This is a genomic window from Paenibacillus violae (assembly GCF_032461945.1).
Taxonomy (GTDB): Bacteria; Bacillota; Bacilli; order Paenibacillales; family NBRC-103111; genus Paenibacillus_E; species Paenibacillus_E violae.
This window is the reverse complement of sequence record NZ_JAWCUD010000002.1, coordinates 643,042-661,142: the sequence shown is the minus strand read 5'-3', so window position 1 is coordinate 661,142 and position 18,101 is coordinate 643,042. Positions and strand designations below refer to the sequence as shown.

At 40.5% G+C, this 18,101-nt stretch carries 26 protein-coding genes; 17 read left to right on the top strand and 9 right to left on the bottom strand.

What is annotated here, in order from left to right:
• The first annotated feature begins 108 nt into the window (after nucleotides 1-108).
• Nucleotides 109-1,149 carry a hypothetical protein gene (locus tag RQP52_RS10075; RefSeq protein WP_315951209.1) on the top strand — a complete coding sequence of 347 codons (1,041 nt, stop codon included), beginning with the start codon at nucleotides 109-111 and terminating at the stop codon, nucleotides 1,147-1,149.
• Between the two features lie 4 nt (nucleotides 1,150-1,153).
• Here RQP52_RS10075 and RQP52_RS10070 read toward each other — a convergent pair whose 3' ends face one another.
• Nucleotides 1,154-1,636, bottom strand: a complete 483-nt coding sequence (locus tag RQP52_RS10070; protein WP_315951207.1) for a GNAT family N-acetyltransferase — start codon at nucleotides 1,634-1,636, stop codon at nucleotides 1,154-1,156.
• A 128-nt stretch (nucleotides 1,637-1,764) separates the two neighbouring features.
• On the opposite strand from RQP52_RS10070, the gene RQP52_RS10065 reads away from it, so the two are divergent.
• The 3 genes from RQP52_RS10065 (at nucleotide 1,765) to RQP52_RS10055 (ending at nucleotide 3,623) form a co-directional block, all read left to right on the top strand.
• Complete coding sequence (locus RQP52_RS10065) at nucleotides 1,765-2,049, top strand: hypothetical protein (protein WP_315951206.1); 285 nt, start codon at nucleotides 1,765-1,767, stop codon at nucleotides 2,047-2,049.
• A 467-nt stretch (nucleotides 2,050-2,516) separates the two neighbouring features.
• Complete coding sequence (locus RQP52_RS10060) at nucleotides 2,517-2,780, top strand: hypothetical protein (protein WP_127452254.1); 264 nt, start codon at nucleotides 2,517-2,519, stop codon at nucleotides 2,778-2,780.
• A gap of 123 nt (nucleotides 2,781-2,903) precedes the next feature.
• The gene (locus tag RQP52_RS10055) at nucleotides 2,904-3,623 is read left to right on the top strand and encodes a metallophosphoesterase family protein (protein WP_315951203.1); all 720 of its coding nucleotides are present in this window, start codon (nucleotides 2,904-2,906) and stop codon (nucleotides 3,621-3,623) included.
• 234 nt (nucleotides 3,624-3,857) lie between these two features.
• On the opposite strand, the gene RQP52_RS10050 is transcribed toward RQP52_RS10055, so the two are convergent.
• Together RQP52_RS10050 and RQP52_RS10045 are read right to left on the bottom strand one after the other, a co-directional pair.
• Complete coding sequence (locus RQP52_RS10050; protein WP_315951202.1) at nucleotides 3,858-4,022, bottom strand: hypothetical protein; 165 nt, start codon at nucleotides 4,020-4,022, stop codon at nucleotides 3,858-3,860.
• A gap of 117 nt (nucleotides 4,023-4,139) precedes the next feature.
• Nucleotides 4,140-4,349: an alpha/beta-type small acid-soluble spore protein gene (locus RQP52_RS10045; RefSeq protein ID WP_127452259.1), complete on the bottom strand. Its 210-nt coding sequence runs from the start codon at nucleotides 4,347-4,349 to the stop codon at nucleotides 4,140-4,142.
• 208 nt (nucleotides 4,350-4,557) lie between these two features.
• Between RQP52_RS10045 and RQP52_RS10040 the strand changes: the two genes are divergently transcribed.
• The 6 genes from RQP52_RS10040 (at nucleotide 4,558) to RQP52_RS10015 (ending at nucleotide 11,515) form a co-directional block, all read left to right on the top strand.
• A complete protein-coding gene (locus RQP52_RS10040; RefSeq protein ID WP_315951200.1) occupies nucleotides 4,558-6,003 on the top strand; it encodes a PAS domain S-box protein in 1,446 nt (481 codons plus the stop codon).
• A 1,086-nt stretch (nucleotides 6,004-7,089) separates the two neighbouring features.
• Nucleotides 7,090-7,971, top strand: coding sequence for a collagen-like triple helix repeat-containing protein (locus tag RQP52_RS10035; protein ID WP_315951199.1), 882 nt, complete (start codon nucleotides 7,090-7,092; stop codon nucleotides 7,969-7,971).
• Between the two features lie 209 nt (nucleotides 7,972-8,180).
• On the top strand, nucleotides 8,181-8,660 hold the full coding sequence (locus RQP52_RS10030) for a hypothetical protein (RefSeq protein WP_315951197.1): 480 nt from the start codon (nucleotides 8,181-8,183) through the stop codon (nucleotides 8,658-8,660).
• A 154-nt stretch (nucleotides 8,661-8,814) separates the two neighbouring features.
• The gene (locus RQP52_RS10025) at nucleotides 8,815-10,179 is read left to right on the top strand and encodes an arsenic transporter (protein WP_315951195.1); all 1,365 of its coding nucleotides are present in this window, start codon (nucleotides 8,815-8,817) and stop codon (nucleotides 10,177-10,179) included.
• A 16-nt stretch (nucleotides 10,180-10,195) separates the two neighbouring features.
• Entirely contained in the window at nucleotides 10,196-10,867 is a 672-nt protein-coding gene (locus tag RQP52_RS10020) for a KOW domain-containing RNA-binding protein (RefSeq protein ID WP_315951193.1), read from the top strand.
• 24 nt (nucleotides 10,868-10,891) lie between these two features.
• Nucleotides 10,892-11,515, top strand: a complete 624-nt coding sequence (locus RQP52_RS10015; protein WP_315951192.1) for a hypothetical protein — start codon at nucleotides 10,892-10,894, stop codon at nucleotides 11,513-11,515.
• Nucleotides 11,516-11,827: 312 nt separating this feature from the next.
• Here the strand turns inward: RQP52_RS10015 and RQP52_RS10010 are convergent, their stop codons facing one another.
• A complete protein-coding gene (locus RQP52_RS10010) occupies nucleotides 11,828-12,181 on the bottom strand; it encodes a hypothetical protein (protein ID WP_315951190.1) in 354 nt (117 codons plus the stop codon).
• A gap of 360 nt (nucleotides 12,182-12,541) precedes the next feature.
• On the opposite strand from RQP52_RS10010, the gene RQP52_RS10005 reads away from it, so the two are divergent.
• Nucleotides 12,542-12,943, top strand: a complete 402-nt coding sequence (locus RQP52_RS10005) for a Ger(x)C family spore germination protein (RefSeq protein WP_315951189.1) — start codon at nucleotides 12,542-12,544, stop codon at nucleotides 12,941-12,943.
• Nucleotides 12,895-13,452, top strand: coding sequence for a Ger(x)C family spore germination C-terminal domain-containing protein (locus RQP52_RS10000; protein ID WP_315951188.1), 558 nt, complete (start codon nucleotides 12,895-12,897; stop codon nucleotides 13,450-13,452). The genes RQP52_RS10005 and RQP52_RS10000 overlap by 49 nt, the downstream gene beginning before the upstream one ends.
• 283 nt (nucleotides 13,453-13,735) lie before the next feature.
• Here RQP52_RS10000 and RQP52_RS09995 read toward each other — a convergent pair whose 3' ends face one another.
• Nucleotides 13,736-13,912 (bottom strand): hypothetical protein, encoded by a 177-nt coding sequence (locus RQP52_RS09995; protein ID WP_315951186.1) that lies wholly within the window; start codon nucleotides 13,910-13,912, stop codon nucleotides 13,736-13,738.
• Between the two features lie 131 nt (nucleotides 13,913-14,043).
• On the opposite strand from RQP52_RS09995, the gene RQP52_RS09990 reads away from it, so the two are divergent.
• The 3 genes from RQP52_RS09990 to RQP52_RS09980 all read left to right on the top strand — a co-directional run bounded on the left by RQP52_RS09990 (nucleotide 14,044) and on the right by RQP52_RS09980 (nucleotide 15,409).
• On the top strand, nucleotides 14,044-14,484 hold the full coding sequence (locus RQP52_RS09990) for a hypothetical protein (RefSeq protein ID WP_315951185.1): 441 nt from the start codon (nucleotides 14,044-14,046) through the stop codon (nucleotides 14,482-14,484).
• A 68-nt stretch (nucleotides 14,485-14,552) separates the two neighbouring features.
• Nucleotides 14,553-15,014, top strand: a complete 462-nt coding sequence (locus RQP52_RS09985; protein ID WP_315951183.1) for a hypothetical protein — start codon at nucleotides 14,553-14,555, stop codon at nucleotides 15,012-15,014.
• Between the two features lie 17 nt (nucleotides 15,015-15,031).
• Complete coding sequence (locus RQP52_RS09980; protein WP_315951182.1) at nucleotides 15,032-15,409, top strand: hypothetical protein; 378 nt, start codon at nucleotides 15,032-15,034, stop codon at nucleotides 15,407-15,409.
• A 59-nt stretch (nucleotides 15,410-15,468) separates the two neighbouring features.
• Here the strand turns inward: RQP52_RS09980 and RQP52_RS09975 are convergent, their stop codons facing one another.
• From RQP52_RS09975 to RQP52_RS09965, 3 genes are all read right to left on the bottom strand, one after another.
• On the bottom strand, nucleotides 15,469-15,729 hold the full coding sequence (locus tag RQP52_RS09975) for a hypothetical protein (RefSeq protein WP_315951180.1): 261 nt from the start codon (nucleotides 15,727-15,729) through the stop codon (nucleotides 15,469-15,471).
• A 388-nt stretch (nucleotides 15,730-16,117) separates the two neighbouring features.
• A complete protein-coding gene (locus RQP52_RS09970) occupies nucleotides 16,118-16,276 on the bottom strand; it encodes a hypothetical protein (RefSeq protein ID WP_315951522.1) in 159 nt (52 codons plus the stop codon).
• Nucleotides 16,277-16,445: 169 nt separating this feature from the next.
• A complete protein-coding gene (locus RQP52_RS09965; RefSeq protein WP_315951178.1) occupies nucleotides 16,446-16,718 on the bottom strand; it encodes a hypothetical protein in 273 nt (90 codons plus the stop codon).
• Nucleotides 16,719-16,945: 227 nt separating this feature from the next.
• Here RQP52_RS09965 and RQP52_RS09960 point away from each other — a divergent pair, with 227 nt between their 5' ends.
• Together RQP52_RS09960 and RQP52_RS09955 are read left to right on the top strand one after the other, a co-directional pair.
• Nucleotides 16,946-17,107, top strand: a complete 162-nt coding sequence (locus tag RQP52_RS09960) for a hypothetical protein (protein ID WP_315951177.1) — start codon at nucleotides 16,946-16,948, stop codon at nucleotides 17,105-17,107.
• 256 nt (nucleotides 17,108-17,363) lie between these two features.
• Nucleotides 17,364-17,495, top strand: coding sequence for a sigma factor-like helix-turn-helix DNA-binding protein (locus RQP52_RS09955; protein WP_315951175.1), 132 nt, complete (start codon nucleotides 17,364-17,366; stop codon nucleotides 17,493-17,495).
• A 20-nt stretch (nucleotides 17,496-17,515) separates the two neighbouring features.
• On the opposite strand, the gene RQP52_RS09950 is transcribed toward RQP52_RS09955, so the two are convergent.
• The gene (locus tag RQP52_RS09950; protein ID WP_315951174.1) at nucleotides 17,516-18,070 is read right to left on the bottom strand and encodes a hypothetical protein; all 555 of its coding nucleotides are present in this window, start codon (nucleotides 18,068-18,070) and stop codon (nucleotides 17,516-17,518) included.
• Between the last annotated feature and the right edge of the window lie 31 nt (nucleotides 18,071-18,101).

The following is an 18,101-nucleotide window of genomic DNA, read 5'->3' as shown; positions in this document are numbered from 1 at the left end:
ACATGTATTGGAAGCCATGGACATGAACTATTTCCAGTCATAGAGCGTCATTACATATACTTAAACCGGAAACGTGAAAGGAGCGAGGAGAAGGACATGATAACCCTGATGAACAACAAAAAACTAATGATATTGATCGTTTTTGTGCTGTGCGCAGGCTGTTTTCATGAACAAACCTCGACTCTGCCAACAAGTACACAAACGAGCAAACCAGACAAGCAAAATAGCGGACTATCTGTCATTTCGGGCGAAAATATACAAGTACATAATGAAAATATTCATAAGCCAAATGTCCCTACCAAAGCCATTACCTTTGTGAATGAGCTGCAAGGTTATGGTATTACGTCTGGAAAAGGAAAAGCTTCGCTCATGCAAACTGATGATGGTGGGGCGACTTGGAAGCCTCAGAGAGGGATAGACGCCTTGGTGGTGCCAAGCACGCTTTCTTTTCTTGATTCTCAAACGGGCTGGTTGCTGACAAATGAATCGAAAGACCAAAAATCGCAACTAAGCTTAACCGCGGACGGAGGTCAAACATGGGAAGTGATTGCCCAGGACTTGCCTGTGCTTGAGGGAGGAAAGGAAATTACGTTCTTTCGGTTCTTCGATCGACAAAATGGATTGATTGCCGTTCGCAACGGCAAGGACCTGGTATTGCTTCGTACGCAAGATGGGGGGATTACTTGGTTAGCCTCAAATCGTATTCCTATGCCAAGCGAAGGCGTGGTTACATTCCTTTCATCCCTAGAGGGCTGGTTTATTGGTTCGAGTTCATTCCCAAGTCCAAGTGAAAAAAACAAGCCGGCTGTAACGTTTTACCACATGACGGACGGGGAATCATGGGAGGAAGCAGGTAAAATATCGATGTCTCTCGTACCGAGAGCACTGTCCTTTGTAGATGCAGATCATGGTTTCGTACTGCTGCAATCGAATCAGCAGAATCGTGCTCAAGAGGAAGAGCGACAGCTGCTTCGGACCGGCGACGGCGGCAAAACATGGAGTCAACACACGTTTCCCGCCGCGTTCCAGCCGCTTGATCCGAATTTACAAGTGAGTTTCGTTACAACAAGCAGCGGCTGGCTCTGGGATGCCCGGCATTTGTGGAAAACGAAAGATGGAGGTTTGAATTGGCAGCTGTTAACGCCTTAGAATGTCAAATGATTTTCTGATAGGTTACGATATCAAGGAACTTGCCCCATTTGAAGCCAACCTCGCGGAAGTGAGCGCACTGCGTGTAGCCATTTTTCGAAAACATATGAATACTAGGTTTGTTATCTGCACAGATCGTAGAGATTAAGGAATGAAAATCTTGTTCTTTCGCGAACGTCTCTATAAATTGGATGGCGGCGGAACCGATTCCTTTGCCTACGCACCCCGGTTGTAAATAGATCGTCACTTCTCCTGTAGTGGCATAAGCTTGCTTTTTCTTGTGAGGCATTACTTGCACATAGCCTTGGAGTTCTCCATCCAAAGTGATCACAAAAGTTTGAAAACGCGAGTTCGGATGAATAACACTCTCTGTAAATTCGGTGATTGTAACAGGTTCCGTATGAAAAGAGGCGGTGGAATTCATGACGAAATGGTTGTAAATGTCCATTAGAGCGGGAATATCCGACGCTTCTATTGTTTTAAACATAATTGTAGACATATAAGACTCCTTCTCTTCTTTTTCAAATAGACATCTAGCATCATTCCATGTATCTTAGATATAATATCTTACTATTAAAAGAAGATAAAGTTGAACATCGAAATAGGGGGAGTCACATGTCGGGCAATTCGGGTTACATTCTCGTGATTGTTGTTGGAATCATTGTACTTGCAGGTCTTACCTTCATGAATCTTCGCAAAATTAGCAAATCCACCGCGGACTTGACCCAACTCAAAAAAAGAACGCTTCTCTGGAGCGAAATCTCACTGGCGTTATTTGTTCTGCAGTTGTTCTTCCGTGATCGGCAGGGCGGATTCTTGCTTTTCTTTGGGATTCTGACGCTATTTACAGGGGCTCATTACCTTGGTGTACTGTACTATTCGAAAAAAAGGGGTAAATAACAAACGGAGAGAGGCTTTCCTAAGTAGTCAGGCTACTTGGAGGAAAGTCTCTTTTTTATGGGGTACTACTCGTTCCAGCTTGATGGTTGTGTTTTTGTAGGCATTCTCAGCTTCTGGTACCATTTTTTCTTTTTCTTTTGTTCTAGTAACGTTTTTAACTGAAGCATAACAAGCTTCGCTCTGTCCTCGTCGGCATACTTGTCTCGTAGATGTTCAAAAATTGTTGGATCTTGCATTGGATCGGATACCTTCTTTTCTGACTGTAAGATAAATGCGAAAAAAGGAGAATATATGTTCTTGTTTGACTATTATAGCATATGAGTTTTCGAGATGCTAGTCAACTTTTGCTTCATGAGAATCTTCTCATGGGGCTGTTTTTGTTTCCCTTTTTTTAGGTAAGCGCTTAGATCCAATTCTCTGAACCCCGCATTTAATGTAGAGTACCTAACCATAAAGAGGTGAAGACTATGGCTCGAGTAAAAGCAGTTCGTAACACTGATTTCGTTCTGATAACTTGGGTAAGAAATCCGCTTCGTCCAGGTTCTGCACGCAGAATTACCGCCTCTCGTGTGATCGGCAACGCTTCACCTTGTACGTTTACATTAGCTCCCGGTAGACTATTGAATAACGCGTTTGCCTGTTTGTTGGATGCAGATATCGGTTTTAAAGTGGTATATCAGAAAAATACATCAAGCATTAGCGGTGTAGTGTTGCTGCGGCGTAATCGTTAAGGATAAGCTGATTAAAACCACCGCGAGGTGGTTTTTTTGCTGATCAAAACGGCTGTACCTCGTGGACACGCAAAGTAAGTAATGGTAAAATTTATCCATTATTGTTATGGGGGTCAAGTTCGGATGAAAATAGCTTTTATTTCAGATATACATGGAAACGCAATTGCTCTTGAAGCGGTTTTAAACGATATTAAGCAAAATAAAGTGGATAAAATTTATGTGCTAGGCGATCTTTGTTACCGTGGACCGGAACCCAGACGATCTCTGGATTTAATTCGTTCTTTGAATACGGAAGTGATTAAAGGCAATGCAGACGAGTGGGTAGTCCGCGGCGTTCGCGAAGGGGAAGTTCCGCAAAAAGTGATTGACCTCATGAACATCGAACGTGATTGGACCTATTCCAAACTTGAACCGTCTGATCTGGCCTATTTAGAAACACTCCCGACAGAAATTAATTGTGAGGTAAGTGGAACTCGAATAAACGCCTTCCATGCAACACCGAGTAGTTTATTTGAAATCGTGCTTCCGAACGAGGACGACGCTGGGTTACAGAACCGTTTGATGAGTTCACAAGACGCGCAGATCTATGTGTACGCGCACATCCACAAAGCTTACATAAGACACTTGAATGGTAAAATACTTATGAATGTTGGAAGCGTAGGCCTTCCGTTTGATGGCATTACTAAAGCTTCTTATGGTCTGATTGAAATTGAAGAAGGTAAAATAAAAACATCCATACAGCGTGTTGATTTTGACGCGGAGAGAGTAATCCAACTTTACAGGGATGTGGACTATCCGAATGCAGAAATGATGTCGGGGATAGTTCGGAATGCTAGAGTTTGAGTCGCTCAAGGAACTGAATTCAAAAAGCCCAGGAAAATCCCTGGGCTTCTATTAACTATTTCTTCTTTTTTCTGCTACCATGATTGGGTTTGTTATCTTTTTGATCTTTCAAATGATTTTCTTGTTGCTGGTTATTTGTCGACATGAGAGTAGCCACCTTTAGAGTAATTTTGAAACATTACTATTGTGTGCATTGGAAGAGGGGCTAATCCCTTGGGGTGAAAATTTACCAACTCAATTTCCATCTAAACTTGCACGGCACGTCTCAGGTGTTGTTTCTGCTTTGATCCGGTCATTCATACTTGTACCTTCATCAGTTGTATGTAAACCATCCGCTGCAGTACTCTGACTAAGATCATTAGTTGTGTCTGTTGATTCGTGCTCACTCTTTTGCGTCATTCTGTATCCTCTCCAATTCACTGTTAGTTGGTATCAAAATAAAAAGACTTCATCACACCTGGAGGAGGCTAGGTGGCTAGAAGTCTTTTTTTGCAAGCTTACTTTTCCATCAAAAACTTAACGTTGAAAACCTTGGAGCTGCTGCTCAGCCATTTGTACTAATCTTTTAGTAATGCTGCCACCAATAGAGCCTGCATCGCGCGTCGCGAGATTTCCATTGTAACCATCTGGTTGTAAAGGTATTCCCAATTGTTGAGCTACTTCAAATTTCATTTGATTTAAAGCTGCTTTTGCTTGAGGAACCACTAATGTGCTGTTGTTTGCCATGGAAAAAATCACTCCTTTTCTTGGTGTACTCATATCATTTGGAGTGGAAGGAATTCTTATGCATTCAAAATCAAAATTATTTTCGTCTGATATTACACAAAGCGTCTTAGAGATGTACTTTTGTAAAAACATCTATACAACGGATTGAAAATTGCTGTTATAATGCCTTTGTTAGGTTAATTATGTACTGCTTTACACGGAGGATCGGATGCTAACTAACTTCAATGACCATAGTCTTCTCTTACATGCATTTGAAAAATCTCCAATTGGAGTGGCCTTTTTAGCTTTTGATGGAAGCCTTTTCAAAGTTAATCCATCTTTTTGCAAAATGTTAGGATATAGCGAAAGTGAATTAATAAATCTGGGTGTTCCATCTGTTACCCATCCTGAAGATTTAGAAGCAGATCAGTCATTGTGGCGTCAATTGGTGCAAGGTGAACGTGAGGGTTACCAATTAGAAAAAAGGTACATTCATAAATCCGGGGCCATTATGTGGGGGCTTTTACATGTTACTATCGTTAAGAACCAACTAGGATTCGATGCTAATAGCATACTCATCTCCCAAGTTGTAGATATAACAGAACAAAAAAAGAAGGAAGAAGAGTTCAAGAAGATTGAAGAATTGCACAAGCTTATTTCCGAACATTCCCAGGATGTTATTTTGCGATTAACGCCGGAAGGAATGATCACATATGTCTCCCCAGCTATCCGAAAACAACTCGGATATGAGCCGGATGAGCTTATCGGAACATCTGCCTATGAGTATTGGCATCCAGAAGATTTGAAATCTAACTGGCTAAAGTACGGTTATTATGATAATTCGGATAGTAGGATATTTGTTTATCGAGTTCGGCATAAAAGCGGCCATTATATCTGGCAAGAAGCACATTCCAAAAGAATAAGAAATGCTACTGGAGAGATCCAACATGTTATCAGTATGGGGCGGGATATAACAGAACGCATACAATCTGAAGAATTAATTCGCAGATCCGAGAAACTTTCCTTAGTAGGAGAACTTGCAGCTGGAATCGCTCATGAAATTAGAAATCCATTGACTAGTTTGCGAGGATTCATGCAATTGTACGTAAAAGAGGATATAGAAGGTATAAAGAAATTGCGCAATGAAGTCATGATATCAGAAATTGATCGAATCAATGAAATTGTAAGTGAGCTTTTAGTGTTAGCTAAACCTTCAACTGAGGCATCGGAATTAAGGGACGTGGTCCACGAGTTAAATCACGTTACACGACTATTTGAAGGACAAGCAAACCTTTATAACGTTCAAATCAATAAAGAGTTGGATGCCAATTTACCATTAATCCAGTGTCAACGCAGCATCAATCAAGTATTCATCAACGTTTTAAAGAATGCGATTGAATCCATGCCTAAAGGCGGACAAGTAACAATAGAAGCCAAGCAAAAAAACGATGAAATACACATTCGAATTCAAGACACAGGACATGGAATCCCACAAAATGAAATATCCAAGATTGGAGATCCTTTTTTTACTACAAAAGAAACAGGAACAAGGTTAGGATTAATGGTTTCGATGAGAATCATCCAAAATCATAAGGGGGCTATGCGAATTGAAAGTGAAGTTGGGAAAGGGACTATGGTGGAAGTTATTTTGCCGATTGTTAGTGGGATTTTATAAGGGAATAATAATAGTTAATAAGACCAGTATGCGATAGCGTAAGTCATATGAAGAAACAACAAGCCCGAGGGTACAATCCCATGGGCTTTTTTTCATTTAACTTTGGTATCCTGATGGAAATTGTCCTATGGAAAAAATGTTCGCGATAATGACTATATAATAGCGACCAGTGCAAACGATTGAGGACGGTATTATTTTTTTATTTCGGAAATATGAGCTTTTTCATATTTAGTCATCCTATCAATCTTAGTCAGATCGCTTAATTGTTGCTCTTGCAATATATGATTACTTAACTCGTGGTTGTTAAGACTCGTAGGAGGTTTTAATAAAATATACAAACCAAAGCCCAAAAGAAAAAGTATGCAAACAAACAACATAAGAAAACCTCCTATTCGTCAATGATAAAGTTCATTCCTTCATGGTTTAGGAATACCAGATATTTGATTTGTATCCATATTTATATTCTAAGTATATGTCACGTGGATTCTAATGATCTAGGACAGCGCCCTTTTTCTTTTTCTGAGCTTTTGCAATTCCTAAAATGTGCTTTATCCCTAGAACAGGCTATTTCATAGGTCCATACACTAATATTGCAAACACCCACATAGATGAATGTTCCCGATAACAAAATGCCTATTCTTATGAAGGGAGGATATAGTTATGATTAAGCATTCTAAAGTATTTATGCATCCTGGTTCGCGAAGCATGAAAATCTTCCATAATGCTAAAATTTCGGGCTATGGGAAGTACACCGTAATGAACAAGCCGGTTGTCCTTCACTCGCTCACAAGCAACCAAAAGGATATTTGCACCGTTGGCCAAGATAAAGAAGCATGTAAATGCTCTAAAAAAACGAAATACAAACATAAATTACGACTCGGAAAATGGAGAAAGCAGAAAATTATTAAAGCTAGAAAACGGTGTTCAAAGAGACTAAGTGAGATTTGTGTTGTTTGCTGTAATGGACCCTGCAAATGTACTAAAAATAAGAAAAAGAGAAAAAAACGAGTATGTCACCGAAAACACAGCATTCACAAACGAAAAAAAGTTATCTGTAAGCAAGGTAATAAAGGAAAGAGGGGGAAAGTGGGACCTGGAGGACCTGGAGGACCTGGAGGGCCGATGGGACCGATGGGACCGATGGGACCTGGAGGACCGATGGGACCTGGAGGACCGATGGGACCTGGAGGACCGATGGGACCTGGAGGACCGATGGGACCGATGGGACCGAAAGGACCGGAAGGGCCGAAAGGACCGAGAGGACCAGAAGGGCCGGAAGGACCGAGAGGACCAGAAGGGCCGAGAGGACCAGAAGGGCCAGAAGGACCAAGAGGAGCAGCAGGTCCACCGGGACCACCCGGACCGCCCGGACCACCGGGGCCACCAAGACCGGTAGGGCCGCCAAAGCCGCCAAAGCCTCCAGGGCCTCCAGGGCCGCCTAAACATGTCAGATCTTCCGGGAAAGGGCAATGTAACAGTAATTGTAACTGTGAGAAGTGTTGTATAGGAAATTTCCTAAATCAACTGAAAGGTATTACAGTGAAAGAGTTACACACATTAGACTATTCCTACGGGAAATATTCTGATGTGAAAATCAATTCTGCTGAGAACCGTGTTCTAAATTTCGTTAGCAACGGAGTAGACCATTTCGTGCCAGTCGATCTCATTGCAGGATTGGAAATTTGGGTGGGAGATTTTAATGAGAAATGGTTGGAAGGAAATACGAGTGGGTCCGAGAAAAAAGATTCGAATAATTGCGAAGATGCTGTCTTGACGAGCTTGTTCAGTCCATTAGTCCGTAAATCTAAGGTTGATTTCAACACTTTGGCAGAACAATTAAAAGATGTTCAGAATGCAGAAGTAATTGGACTAAATGGCAATGTCGTCGTATTGTCCACGAGAGATATCATTTTTGCCGTTGCCTTAAGCAGTATTTCGGATGTGTCTAATATAAGAGATATCCAGTAGTAGCGAGAAATAAATTGATATTTCTTCCGGTCAATAATGCTGAGACGTTGTTGACTGGGAGAAATTTGGTATATTTTACCATGTACATAAGCCTTGCAGAGATAAAAGCGGAAAAACTGAGAGACAGGTTATCCGCTTAGTACAAACCATTGTCAGGTACGTATATATAATAATGCAACAACCATTTTACTAGCTGGAGGGAAAACAACATGGCTTTTGATTATTTGACACTGGTGGGTAAACAAGTAAGATTGGATCGCGGAGGTCCTGAGTCGCGGCAAGGTAGGGTAGTATCCGTAGGTTCTGATTATGTCGTTATTTACAATGAGAAGGATGGGCTTGTCTACTACAACACTCAGCATTTAAAGAGTATGACACAAAATACAAAAGACATCATGGATGTTCTGGAACCTACAGAGCCTCAACCTGTGTTAAAAATTATGCAAGCAGAAAATTTTGTTGGATTGCTAGCAGGCATGAAAAATCTTTGGTGTCAGGTTAACCGTGGAGGCCATGAGAGCGTTCAAGGTGTTGTATCCGAAACAACCCCTGAATATATCACCATGGTTGTGAACCATGAGTTGGTCACTATTTTTACATTTCATATTAAAAGCATTTCTTATGGAGTCAAAAAAGAAAATCAGGATGAGAAAAAGGAACAAAAGCAGGATAATAACGAGAAAAAATAACTCAACTATTCATGTTTATAATGGAGGAAGGGGGGAAGTCCTATGATGATTAATCTATTCAATTTATGTAGAACGTCCAAAGAAATTCTCCCTCTCCCGTCCATTGATCTCAAACATGAGTCAATAGATGGTATCCTTGATGAGGTGCAAGCCCATGGTTAATCTGACAACTGCAGTAATCTCCATGGTATTTGTAGCCGTCACAGTGCTGATCATTTGGCGTCCATTCGGTATCAATGAATCAATCCCTACTTCTATCGGTGCATTGATCCTTATTGCTTTAGGGATTGTATCGCTTCCAGATGTATACCATATCGGCACTATTGTAAGCGGGGCTAGCATAACCATATTATCAACAATTGTAATGTCTATTGTTTTGGAGAGCATAGGAATTTTTCGGTGGGCGGCAGTTAACTTGGCGATTCGGGCAAAAGGATCCGGTAGAGCCCTCTTCTGGTACGTTAATATATTATGTTTTTTGATGACAATGTTTTTTAATAATGACGGCAGTATCTTAATTACAACTCCTATTATTATTCAGACCTTAACTATACTCAATCTTAAAACGAGACAAAAAATACCTTATCTTATTTCAGGTGCGCTTGTTGCAACTGGAGCTAGTGCTCCAATCGGTGTAAGCAACCTTGCCAATCTTATTGCGCTAAAGACAGTGGGATTGGATCTTAATACGTATACAGCAATGATGTTTGTACCTGCAATGGTAGGAATTATTGCGATATCGTATTTGCTTTTCGTGTATTTTAAACGTGAAATTCCCGTGAAGATTATGGATTTACACCCTAAATCCATAAATAGTCTTATGCACAGTGAGTCCGGAGCCTATCATCCTCTTAAAGTAGATCCAATGGAAGAGCGCCCCATTGATTGGGTGTTATTTCGCATTTGCATATTCATTGTAATCTTGATCAGATGCAGCTTTTTCCTGTTGACTCCCTTCGGGATTCCTACGGAATGGCCTGCAATCGTTGGTGCGATTCTACTAATCGCTATCCGATGGAAACGTAGAGGAACTGGTCCAAAAGATATACTTTTAAAAACTCCTTGGCACATTTTAATCTTCGCATTCAGTATCTATGTCATTATTTACGGCCTTCATAATTCTGGCTTAACTCAGTTTATCGTAAGTTGGATTGGTGAAACAGTTGCCGAGAATCACTTCAATGCGATTTTTGGAATGGGTATTTTACTAACAGTGATGTCAAACCTATGTAATAATTTGCCGTCTGTTATGATTGGCTCCTTGTCACTACAAAGTATGGGGCTAGATACTTTTACGCTTCATACCGCCTATTTGGGTAATGTCATAGGTGCAGATATCGGGTCATTATTGTTGCCAATGGGTACGCTAGCTTCGTTGATATGGATGCATATACTTAAAAGGCATAACATTCACCTAACTTGGGGGCAATATATAAAAGTAACAATACTAGTTGTACCCATAGCTCTGTTTTTAAGTTTGTTTTCTTTATATGTATGGACGGGCTGGTTATTCAAGTGAGAGGAGGTGAAAATAAATGGATCTTTTTCAGAAGCAGCTAGGAGCGGTTATTGATGTTGAATTGAATGGTGATAAATGGCATACAGGCGTTCTAGTGGATGCAGAGCATGATATATTGGTTGTCTATAATGGGGAGCGCTATATTTACATCCCGACTTATCATGTTTTGAACGTCAGTCTGAGTAACCAAAAAAGTTCAACTGACTTCTCCGCTCCTCCTGAAAAACCAATCAATAATGATAAACAAATTTCTTATCGGAAAATATTATTGAACTCCAAAGGAATATTTTCAGAGATCTTTGTTTGTGGAAATCAGCCTATTCATGGTTATATTACACATGTGATGACGAATTATTTCGAGTTTTACTCGCCCGTATACAGAACGATGTTTATCCCATTAGTCCATCTGAAATGGCTGACTCCCTATAATAACTACCATACTCCATACCTATTGGATAAGAAATTTTTTCCTGTTAATCCTTCCGATTTGCCTCTATCCCGTACCTTTGAGGAACAAATCAAGAAGCTGGAAGGTAACATTGTCGTTTTTGACTTGGGTAGAAACTCTAGCAGGATAGGATTATTAAAAGCAATAGAAAACAATATTGTTCATCTGATTACAGCGGAGGGCAGGGCGCATTATACGAACATTCAGCATATTAAAAGTGTCCACTCGCCGTCTTTATAATGGAATTTCAAGGAGGTAATGAGTATGCCTGGAGGAAAAGGCCATGGTAAACATGGACATGAACACGGTGAACATAAGAATGAAAAAGAAAAACTTGATCAAGAAGTAAAGGAAACAAACAGTAAAGATCAAAAAGAAGAAGAAAAAGGCAAGGAAGCAGATAAGGGTAAGGGGCACAAGGAAGAAAAAGCTAAGGAAGCAGATAAGGGTAAGGAGCACAAAGGAGAAAAAGGTAAGGAAGCAGATAAGGGTAAGGAGCACAATGAAGAAAAAGGCAAGGAAGCAGATAAGGGTAAGGAACACAAGGAAGAAAAAGGCAAGGAAGCAGATAAGGGTAAGGGGCAAAAGGAAGAAAAAGGCAAGGAAGCAGATAAGGGTAAGGAGCACAAGGAAGAAAAAGGCAAGGAATCAGATAAGGGTAAGGAGCGCAAGGAAGAAAAAGGCAAGGAAGCAGATAAGGGTAAGGAGCGCAAGGAAGAAAAAGGCAAGGAAGCAGATAAGGGTAAGGAGCGCAAGGAAGAAAAAGGCAAGGAATCAGATAAGGGTAAGGAGCGCAAGGAAGAAAAAGGCAAGGAAGCAGATAAGGGTAAAGGGCAAAAGGATGAAAAAGGTAAAGAAGCAGAGAAAAAGGGTAAAAAAGGTCATTGAGAAGATATGCTGTTGTTGTTTTGCGGACCGTATTGAATTAATTTCTATACGGTCTTTTCAAAATAGAGTTGATTGTTGTATTTACAATGCTTAAAACACGGTCTTTTAATTGTTGAGTCAAAAGCGAAAACCTGAGACTTCCGCATCCAGCATCCGCAAAAAAATGCGGATTCTTTATTTATGATCAGACTTTCGAAGTTCGTTTCATAATACGCAAATGAAACGGCAAATAGAAATAGTATACAACCAAATAAACAGGTATCGAGTACAAGGGGTTCCAGTGCTTTAACGTCATTATCCCAACAGCGACAGCTAGCCACTCGGCAAGTTCTGATACAGCTGTAAAAGTATTGTGTAGAGAAGTTTTTTATATTCTCGATAAACGTTTAGATAAATAACAGCAAAACTTGAAGGAATAATCGTATACATAAAAAATTCAGGGATACCGCGTTTATTAGGGCTACCAACGTCAAACAAATCAAGCCAAACGGAAAATACAGTATCGATAACCCAAACAAGTCCGGCGATTACACCGAAAGTGAGATAGATCTCTGGCATGTTTAATCTTTTGGGCATAAAAACGACGAACAACAATAGAAAAACACCAAGAATAGCCGAATACCACCAACCTTTACTAAAGTCCATATTTTGAATAATTTGATTCATAAAGCACCACGCACCTCACATTCTGGGAATGGTCGTTAGTTTTCCCCATAAAGTGGAATTCTATGAAAGGACATCGGCTGAAAAATTAAAAGACATTTTCAAAAAGTTTGCAATTTTCCATTTTGATCATATGCATAGAATCATAAAATTCGATAAAAATATTTTGAAGGGAATGTTTGGGAAAGTAATTTGTTTGACAAATGAACCCCTCATCTTCCCTTTGCCAAGATTGGCCGTTGAGATGATTCGAAAAAGTCGGGGTGATCAACTTGTTGCAAAATCTGAGTAAACCGATTCTTGTATTGCTGTTGATTGTTCCTTTGCTTTCGGGATGCTGCGATCGCCTGGAAATTGAAGATCGTGCTGTCGTTTTTAGCGATTGGAATCGATGAAGCAAAGCCTGGCGATGAGAAGGAAACCAGCAATGCAACGCATATTCTTAAACAGAATCCTAGGACGAATCAGAAATTACTTCGGATTACGGTCCAGATTGCCGTTCCAGGAAGGATTCCACTTGGTGCGGGCAGCGATGCGAGCAGTCCTTCCGGAGAAAAACCTATTTGGGTACTATCCAGTGTTGGATATACCATTGAGGATTGTTTAATGAATTTACAACAGCAGCTTGCAGATCGGTTGTTCTATGGTCATTTACGGGTCATCGTGCTATCGGAGGCTATCGCCAAAAAAGAGAGGCAGCAGATATCATGCATGCCATGCTTCAATTGGAAAGAGTACCTGCACTATACTTGCTCGCCACGTTAGATCATGCCCGAGAAATGGGCAAGCTGCCCAACAATTTTTTAGGAGTGTTTTTTAGTCAATCCTCAGCGAAAGGGCAGGAAGGATCAATCCCCTACTTGGAGTTAAAGAAAGCATCAAACATTGAAATCTCTGGATTGGCTTATTTTCGAGACGATAAAATGGTGGGCACTTCGACAGCCCTGCAGATCGGCCATTATACGTCGATTAAAGAGATTAACCCTGGTGGGTATAGTGTTATGCATGAATTACCCGGTGGCACAAGGGTTATATTTAAAGCAACACATCGGACATCGAGAATAACCACAACCATCGAAAATGGAAACGTACATGTCCAAATAAATTGCCAGATAGAAGGGGATTTAGAGGAAAAATCAGAAGAGCATTTCAGCGTTACTGATGAAATTCTTAAAAAATTGGAAGTCAAAATCGAAAGAGATGCCAAGCAAGGTTTTGAAAAACTCATTCAGCAAACTCAGATGGATGGTAGCGACATTTTCGGTTTCGGTTAGTATGTGCGTGCTACACAGCCTGGTTACTGGAACAAGCAGGTCAAGACAAAAGAAGCGTGGCAGCGTCAGTACGTAGACGTAAACGTAGATGTTAATATGTTCGTTAAGATCAGGAGGATCGGCACAAAGAACCGATCAAGAAATTTGGGGTGATAATAGAAGGATCAATTTTAGAGGACTTTTAATTATTTGTGAAGAATAGAAATATTTGTAACAAGCAATTGAAAGGACTGATTCGATGAATTTTATTGTTATTATGATCGTTATGTTCATTATTTTTTGTTTAATTGGCATGTTTAGCAATAAGAATAGAAGAGGTAGCTCTACCCAGCACCACAATCATAGCTCTAATTTCTTTAATAATAGTTCTTCTGATCATGATATTAATCGTCATCACCACAATCATCATAACAATCATAGTCATAGTCATCATGACCACCACCATAATCACCATCACCACAATGATTCCTCCAGCGGAGGAGGAAGTGACAGTGGAGGTGGCAGTGATAGCGGAGGCGGTAGTAGTAGTGATTAATGGAGAGAGTCAAGTTGGCTCTCTTTTTTTGTTGGGCGTAGGGTTCGTCGCGCTAGATGAGTACGGTGATGTCTGGGACGCTCAGGAAGTTGAAGGTTTCAGGAAAAGACCCGGAACAAATGGTCAAGCTCATCGATCGGATAGTTCACTTGGTATCACCGGACGATGTTGTCTGCATCGAAGATTTTGCTTATGCGCAGGCCAATCGAATGGCGATGCTTGGGGGGATTGGCTGGGGAGTTCGGATGGAGCTATTCAAGAGAGGCATTACATACATCGAGGTTGCTACAGGGGAGCTTAAGAATTTTGCCGGTTGCAAGGGCAACTGCTCCAAAGAAGATTTAATCATTCCAATTTATGTGCTCTGGGGATTTAGAAACGGCAGCGACAATGTCCGTGATGCATTTATCCTGGCGCAAATTACTAGGGCCATTAAAGAAACAGTCAAGCTTAAAGCATTTCAAAGAGATGTCATAAAGAAAGTGAAAGGGAGATAGCACATAGCCTACATCGAAGCTGAGGTGTTCATCGTAAATGCAAAGATGTAAGTGGAGTTGTATCAGAAGTGAAGTCACAAGGTGAACAAGCTGAAATGGATCTTGGACTCGATGAGTACCGTAAGAGAGTAGCTCCGCTTGCTACGAAGTGGGATGACTGGAGGCGGGGACAAGTTGAGACTTCAGCAGAGAAGCCTGAGATGACAGCTACAGAAGGTTCTAAGGGTGATGTAGTTGAGTTTAATGAACCTGGTGATCAAGATAAACAGGAGCCTATTCCGGGTAAAGATGAGAAGGAAATTCAAATTGGCAAAGATGAGCTCGAGAACTTTATCTTAGGTGGAAATGGCCCAGCGTTTGAAGATTTGCCATATGACTTTAAAGAGCTCCTTACTCGTAAACGTAATGGTGAGACATGGATAGAGATCGCACAGTCTTTGAAGATAAGTTCAAGTAAGTTATCTGCAGATTGGAGCGAATACAAGAAACGTATTAAATCTGTATTAGATGGAGAGAACGGGGTCGCATAAAAAGGGAGGGTTAAGATATGAAATGGAAACAAGAGCTTTTATGGGTTAAACGAAATGAATATGGTATTGCACTACGTATAGAGGAAGAGCGGCCGGCAGGTGTTTCGGATGCTGAGATTGATTGTGAATCGCTAGAAGATGAACAGATAATCAAACCGATAGACAGCATGGCTGCATTTGCTTCGCTCAATAGATACTTTGCACTTATTGAAAATACAAAACTGACACTGGAGCAAGCAGAGGAAGCAGTAAAAACTCTTTGTCATGTATACGGAGCTGCGAATGAAGAAGAATTATTTGAACGCGGTGAGCCAGAGCTGATTGAAACTTACAAACAGCTGAAAAATGAAATTTTTGCTGAAAGTAAACGAATAAGTAAAATCCTCTGCGTGTAAAATTTTCGGGATCGCAGAGGATTAGTCGATATAACACACTTCAGTCATATTAAGCTAGCTTATTGATTATCGTCGCGTCCTCCTTGCCAATTACCGCCTTGATATTGACCTGGATGAGGCATTCCTTGCCATACCCCCTGTTGACCATGCCATTGGCCTTGGTGCATTCCAGGATACGGCATTGGGGTTTGATGATGGGGATGTTGACCTGGATGAATAATCACATGATGGAAGTGGTGATGGTGATGTAGTTGATGAGGATTTTGTTGGTAGTGTTGCTGGTGATGTTGTTGTTGAGTTAGATTTTGATTGTAACTCATTGAGCAATCTCCTCCAAATTTTGATACATCAACCTATGTTGAAATGTGATAATTGGATGCTTGATTTTATCTATTTGGGCGTATTTACACGATTTAAAGCACGATCCCACGTCTCCTAGCAAGAATCACAACTGAAAGACATAAAAAACCACCCCATCGTACAGACCGATGAAGTGGTAAAAAGGATGAGGGTTGACACGATTGCAATATATTCCATCATTTAACAATTGTGATCAGAATTTAAAAGCCTAAAATATCGCTCAAAGATAAAGCTGTTATCGGTTTTTGGTAATAGCACTACAAATAAAGCACGTACTTTTTTTCCCTTTTATTTGCTTCACATTGTCACAGTAGATACATCTCATGAACTTGCCCTCCATATATCCACTTAGTCTTCCGGTGTACGATCCAAATATAGACGAGTTACTGAAGTTGTGTCCCCTCTATCAATTTCCTCTTCAGTAGCTTTCTCTTCAAGTGGGTCGTGCGTGTTCATACCTGGGGCGATTGTAGGTTCATCATTTTCAGCAGTAGCCGTATCTTTCAAAAATATCACTCCTTAGAATTATTAGCGTTATATTATACAATTTCACAGAATTTATTCACCTCTAAAAAAGTGATGAACATTAGTGAACACCGACTGAAACAGAAAATTCAGGAGAAACATAAATTGAGCATCGAGTGAAGACCCGATGCTCAAAATTAACTTGTTTTATCTATTTTAAGATTTTGGAACCTTCTGGCAAAACAGCATCCTTATCGACTACAATTACTCCCACCCCTCCGGGGATATATGCAGCAACTGTATTTTCATCAACATTTATATAGTTGCCAGGTACATAAATGCCATGGACTAAAGTGTGAATAATGCCATTCTTATACGTGTGAGCTGGTGTATTTACAGTCTCGGTTGCAGCACTAATAGCGCTCGGAAGCATTAAGCTAGAACTTGCAAGGAGTAAAAATACTTTTGTTTTAAGGGATTTCATATTTGCATCACTCTCCCAACGGTAAGATGTATTGTAACTCTACAGATCATATGTTAACAATTGGTAAAATATTATGCCGTACATCTTGAAGATGCAAATTTATAAGGAACCTGATTTTAGGTTAATTCACGTAGAAAATAAAGATCCCCCGTCTCCTAGCAAGAATCACGGGGGATCAAACATATGTTCCTATAACCAATACTAACACACTGAGGAGGTGTGAGGGAATGGGATGCAATAATTTATCTGAAGGTTATAAACAAACGGCTGCCATGTTGAGAAAGCTGGCAGCTGAGAAGACAAGTAAGATTAAAGAGATTGAGCAGCAAGAAGAAAGATTCTTAGTAAACAAGATGAACTTTCGTTGTTGCAGACTGACCGGCGAGTAATTAATGAGATGGTGGCAGATTGCGAGTGGATGATCGAGTGGCTAGAAAGTGGCCGGCGGCCAGGGAATAAAGCGAGGGGGTGAGCGTCGGGCAGCGTATCAGCGAGAGAAGCTTACGGATCCGGTCCGGATGCAGGCGTACATCTCACAGAGTTCGGCGGGCAGCCCCGCTAACCTTTCAGATTGGAAGAGGTTCCAGATTGAAGATGCGTTATCTAGACTAAGCGAAAGGGAGCGAGAGTGTTACGTGTTGGCTCATGGGGAGCTTTTCGTTTAGTGAGATTGCTGGGATGCTTGGGGTTAGTAAAGGAACTGTGGAGGTTTATGTGACGCGAGCACAGAAGAAAATATCAGAGGACTTGCACAACAGCCTATTCCTTGTGGGATAGGCTGTTTCTCAATATAAACGTTATTGTAATAGAGAGGAGATTAAGATTATAGCTATGCATATTCCGAATACGATAAGAAGTGCTTTCCACTTTTTTGTTTCTGTAGTTCGGAAATATGAAGTAACTGATTCACGGCATAGATAAAATATTAGAAAGCCATCAAAGGCAGATCGTACACCATTTTTTAGATAATAACTTGTTACATATTGTGAACTAACATCACCGTATTGTTCAACGAGCAAGGGTATAGAAATCATTGCATTCAAATTTCGTGTGATTTCATAAGCAAAATAAAATAACGCGAGCCACCAACCCCACTTCTTGCCAAGGAACATTCCAACTGTGGTTGCAAGACTAAGAACTCCTAAAAAAGTGACTGCTACTTGAAAGAAGTAGCTCGATACTCCAATTAATGAAGATACATCATCCAGCCTGCTAAAAAATGCAACCTGTGCAACTAGAACTATAACAGCTGCAATGGCGATCCAAATAGCTAGTAAAGTAATACCAATTGGTCGATCATAGGAATACTCAATAATTTCTTCTTTGTTAGACTTGGGTGCAAAATAAGACAATACTGTTCCTCCTAGAATAATATTTTTCATT

What these genes read in the sequence shown, in the direction of transcription:
- RQP52_RS10075 (WP_315951209.1), top strand. Translation starts at nt 109, where the DNA reads ATGAACAACAAAAAACTAATGATATTGATCGTTTTTGTGCTGTGCGCA.
- RQP52_RS10070 (WP_315951207.1), bottom strand. Translation starts at nt 1,636, where the DNA reads ATGTTTAAAACAATAGAAGCGTCGGATATTCCCGCTCTAATGGACATT.
- RQP52_RS10065 (WP_315951206.1), top strand. Translation starts at nt 1,765, where the DNA reads ATGTCGGGCAATTCGGGTTACATTCTCGTGATTGTTGTTGGAATCATT.
- RQP52_RS10060 (WP_127452254.1), top strand. Translation starts at nt 2,517, where the DNA reads ATGGCTCGAGTAAAAGCAGTTCGTAACACTGATTTCGTTCTGATAACT.
- RQP52_RS10055 (WP_315951203.1), top strand. Translation starts at nt 2,904, where the DNA reads ATGAAAATAGCTTTTATTTCAGATATACATGGAAACGCAATTGCTCTT.
- RQP52_RS10050 (WP_315951202.1), bottom strand. Translation starts at nt 4,022, where the DNA reads ATGACGCAAAAGAGTGAGCACGAATCAACAGACACAACTAATGATCTT.
- RQP52_RS10045 (WP_127452259.1), bottom strand. Translation starts at nt 4,349, where the DNA reads ATGGCAAACAACAGCACATTAGTGGTTCCTCAAGCAAAAGCAGCTTTA.
- RQP52_RS10040 (WP_315951200.1), top strand. Translation starts at nt 4,558, where the DNA reads ATGCTAACTAACTTCAATGACCATAGTCTTCTCTTACATGCATTTGAA.
- RQP52_RS10030 (WP_315951197.1), top strand. Translation starts at nt 8,181, where the DNA reads ATGGCTTTTGATTATTTGACACTGGTGGGTAAACAAGTAAGATTGGAT.
- RQP52_RS10025 (WP_315951195.1), top strand. Translation starts at nt 8,815, where the DNA reads ATGGTTAATCTGACAACTGCAGTAATCTCCATGGTATTTGTAGCCGTC.
- RQP52_RS10020 (WP_315951193.1), top strand. Translation starts at nt 10,196, where the DNA reads ATGGATCTTTTTCAGAAGCAGCTAGGAGCGGTTATTGATGTTGAATTG.
- RQP52_RS10015 (WP_315951192.1), top strand. Translation starts at nt 10,892, where the DNA reads ATGCCTGGAGGAAAAGGCCATGGTAAACATGGACATGAACACGGTGAA.
- RQP52_RS10010 (WP_315951190.1), bottom strand. Translation starts at nt 12,181, where the DNA reads ATGAATCAAATTATTCAAAATATGGACTTTAGTAAAGGTTGGTGGTAT.
- RQP52_RS10000 (WP_315951188.1), top strand. Translation starts at nt 12,895, where the DNA reads ATGCTTCAATTGGAAAGAGTACCTGCACTATACTTGCTCGCCACGTTA.
- RQP52_RS09990 (WP_315951185.1), top strand. Translation starts at nt 14,044, where the DNA reads ATGAGTACGGTGATGTCTGGGACGCTCAGGAAGTTGAAGGTTTCAGGA.
- RQP52_RS09980 (WP_315951182.1), top strand. Translation starts at nt 15,032, where the DNA reads ATGAAATGGAAACAAGAGCTTTTATGGGTTAAACGAAATGAATATGGT.
- RQP52_RS09975 (WP_315951180.1), bottom strand. Translation starts at nt 15,729, where the DNA reads ATGAGTTACAATCAAAATCTAACTCAACAACAACATCACCAGCAACAC.
- RQP52_RS09965 (WP_315951178.1), bottom strand. Translation starts at nt 16,718, where the DNA reads ATGAAATCCCTTAAAACAAAAGTATTTTTACTCCTTGCAAGTTCTAGC.
- RQP52_RS09960 (WP_315951177.1), top strand. Translation starts at nt 16,946, where the DNA reads ATGGGATGCAATAATTTATCTGAAGGTTATAAACAAACGGCTGCCATG.
- RQP52_RS09955 (WP_315951175.1), top strand. Translation starts at nt 17,364, where the DNA reads ATGGGGAGCTTTTCGTTTAGTGAGATTGCTGGGATGCTTGGGGTTAGT.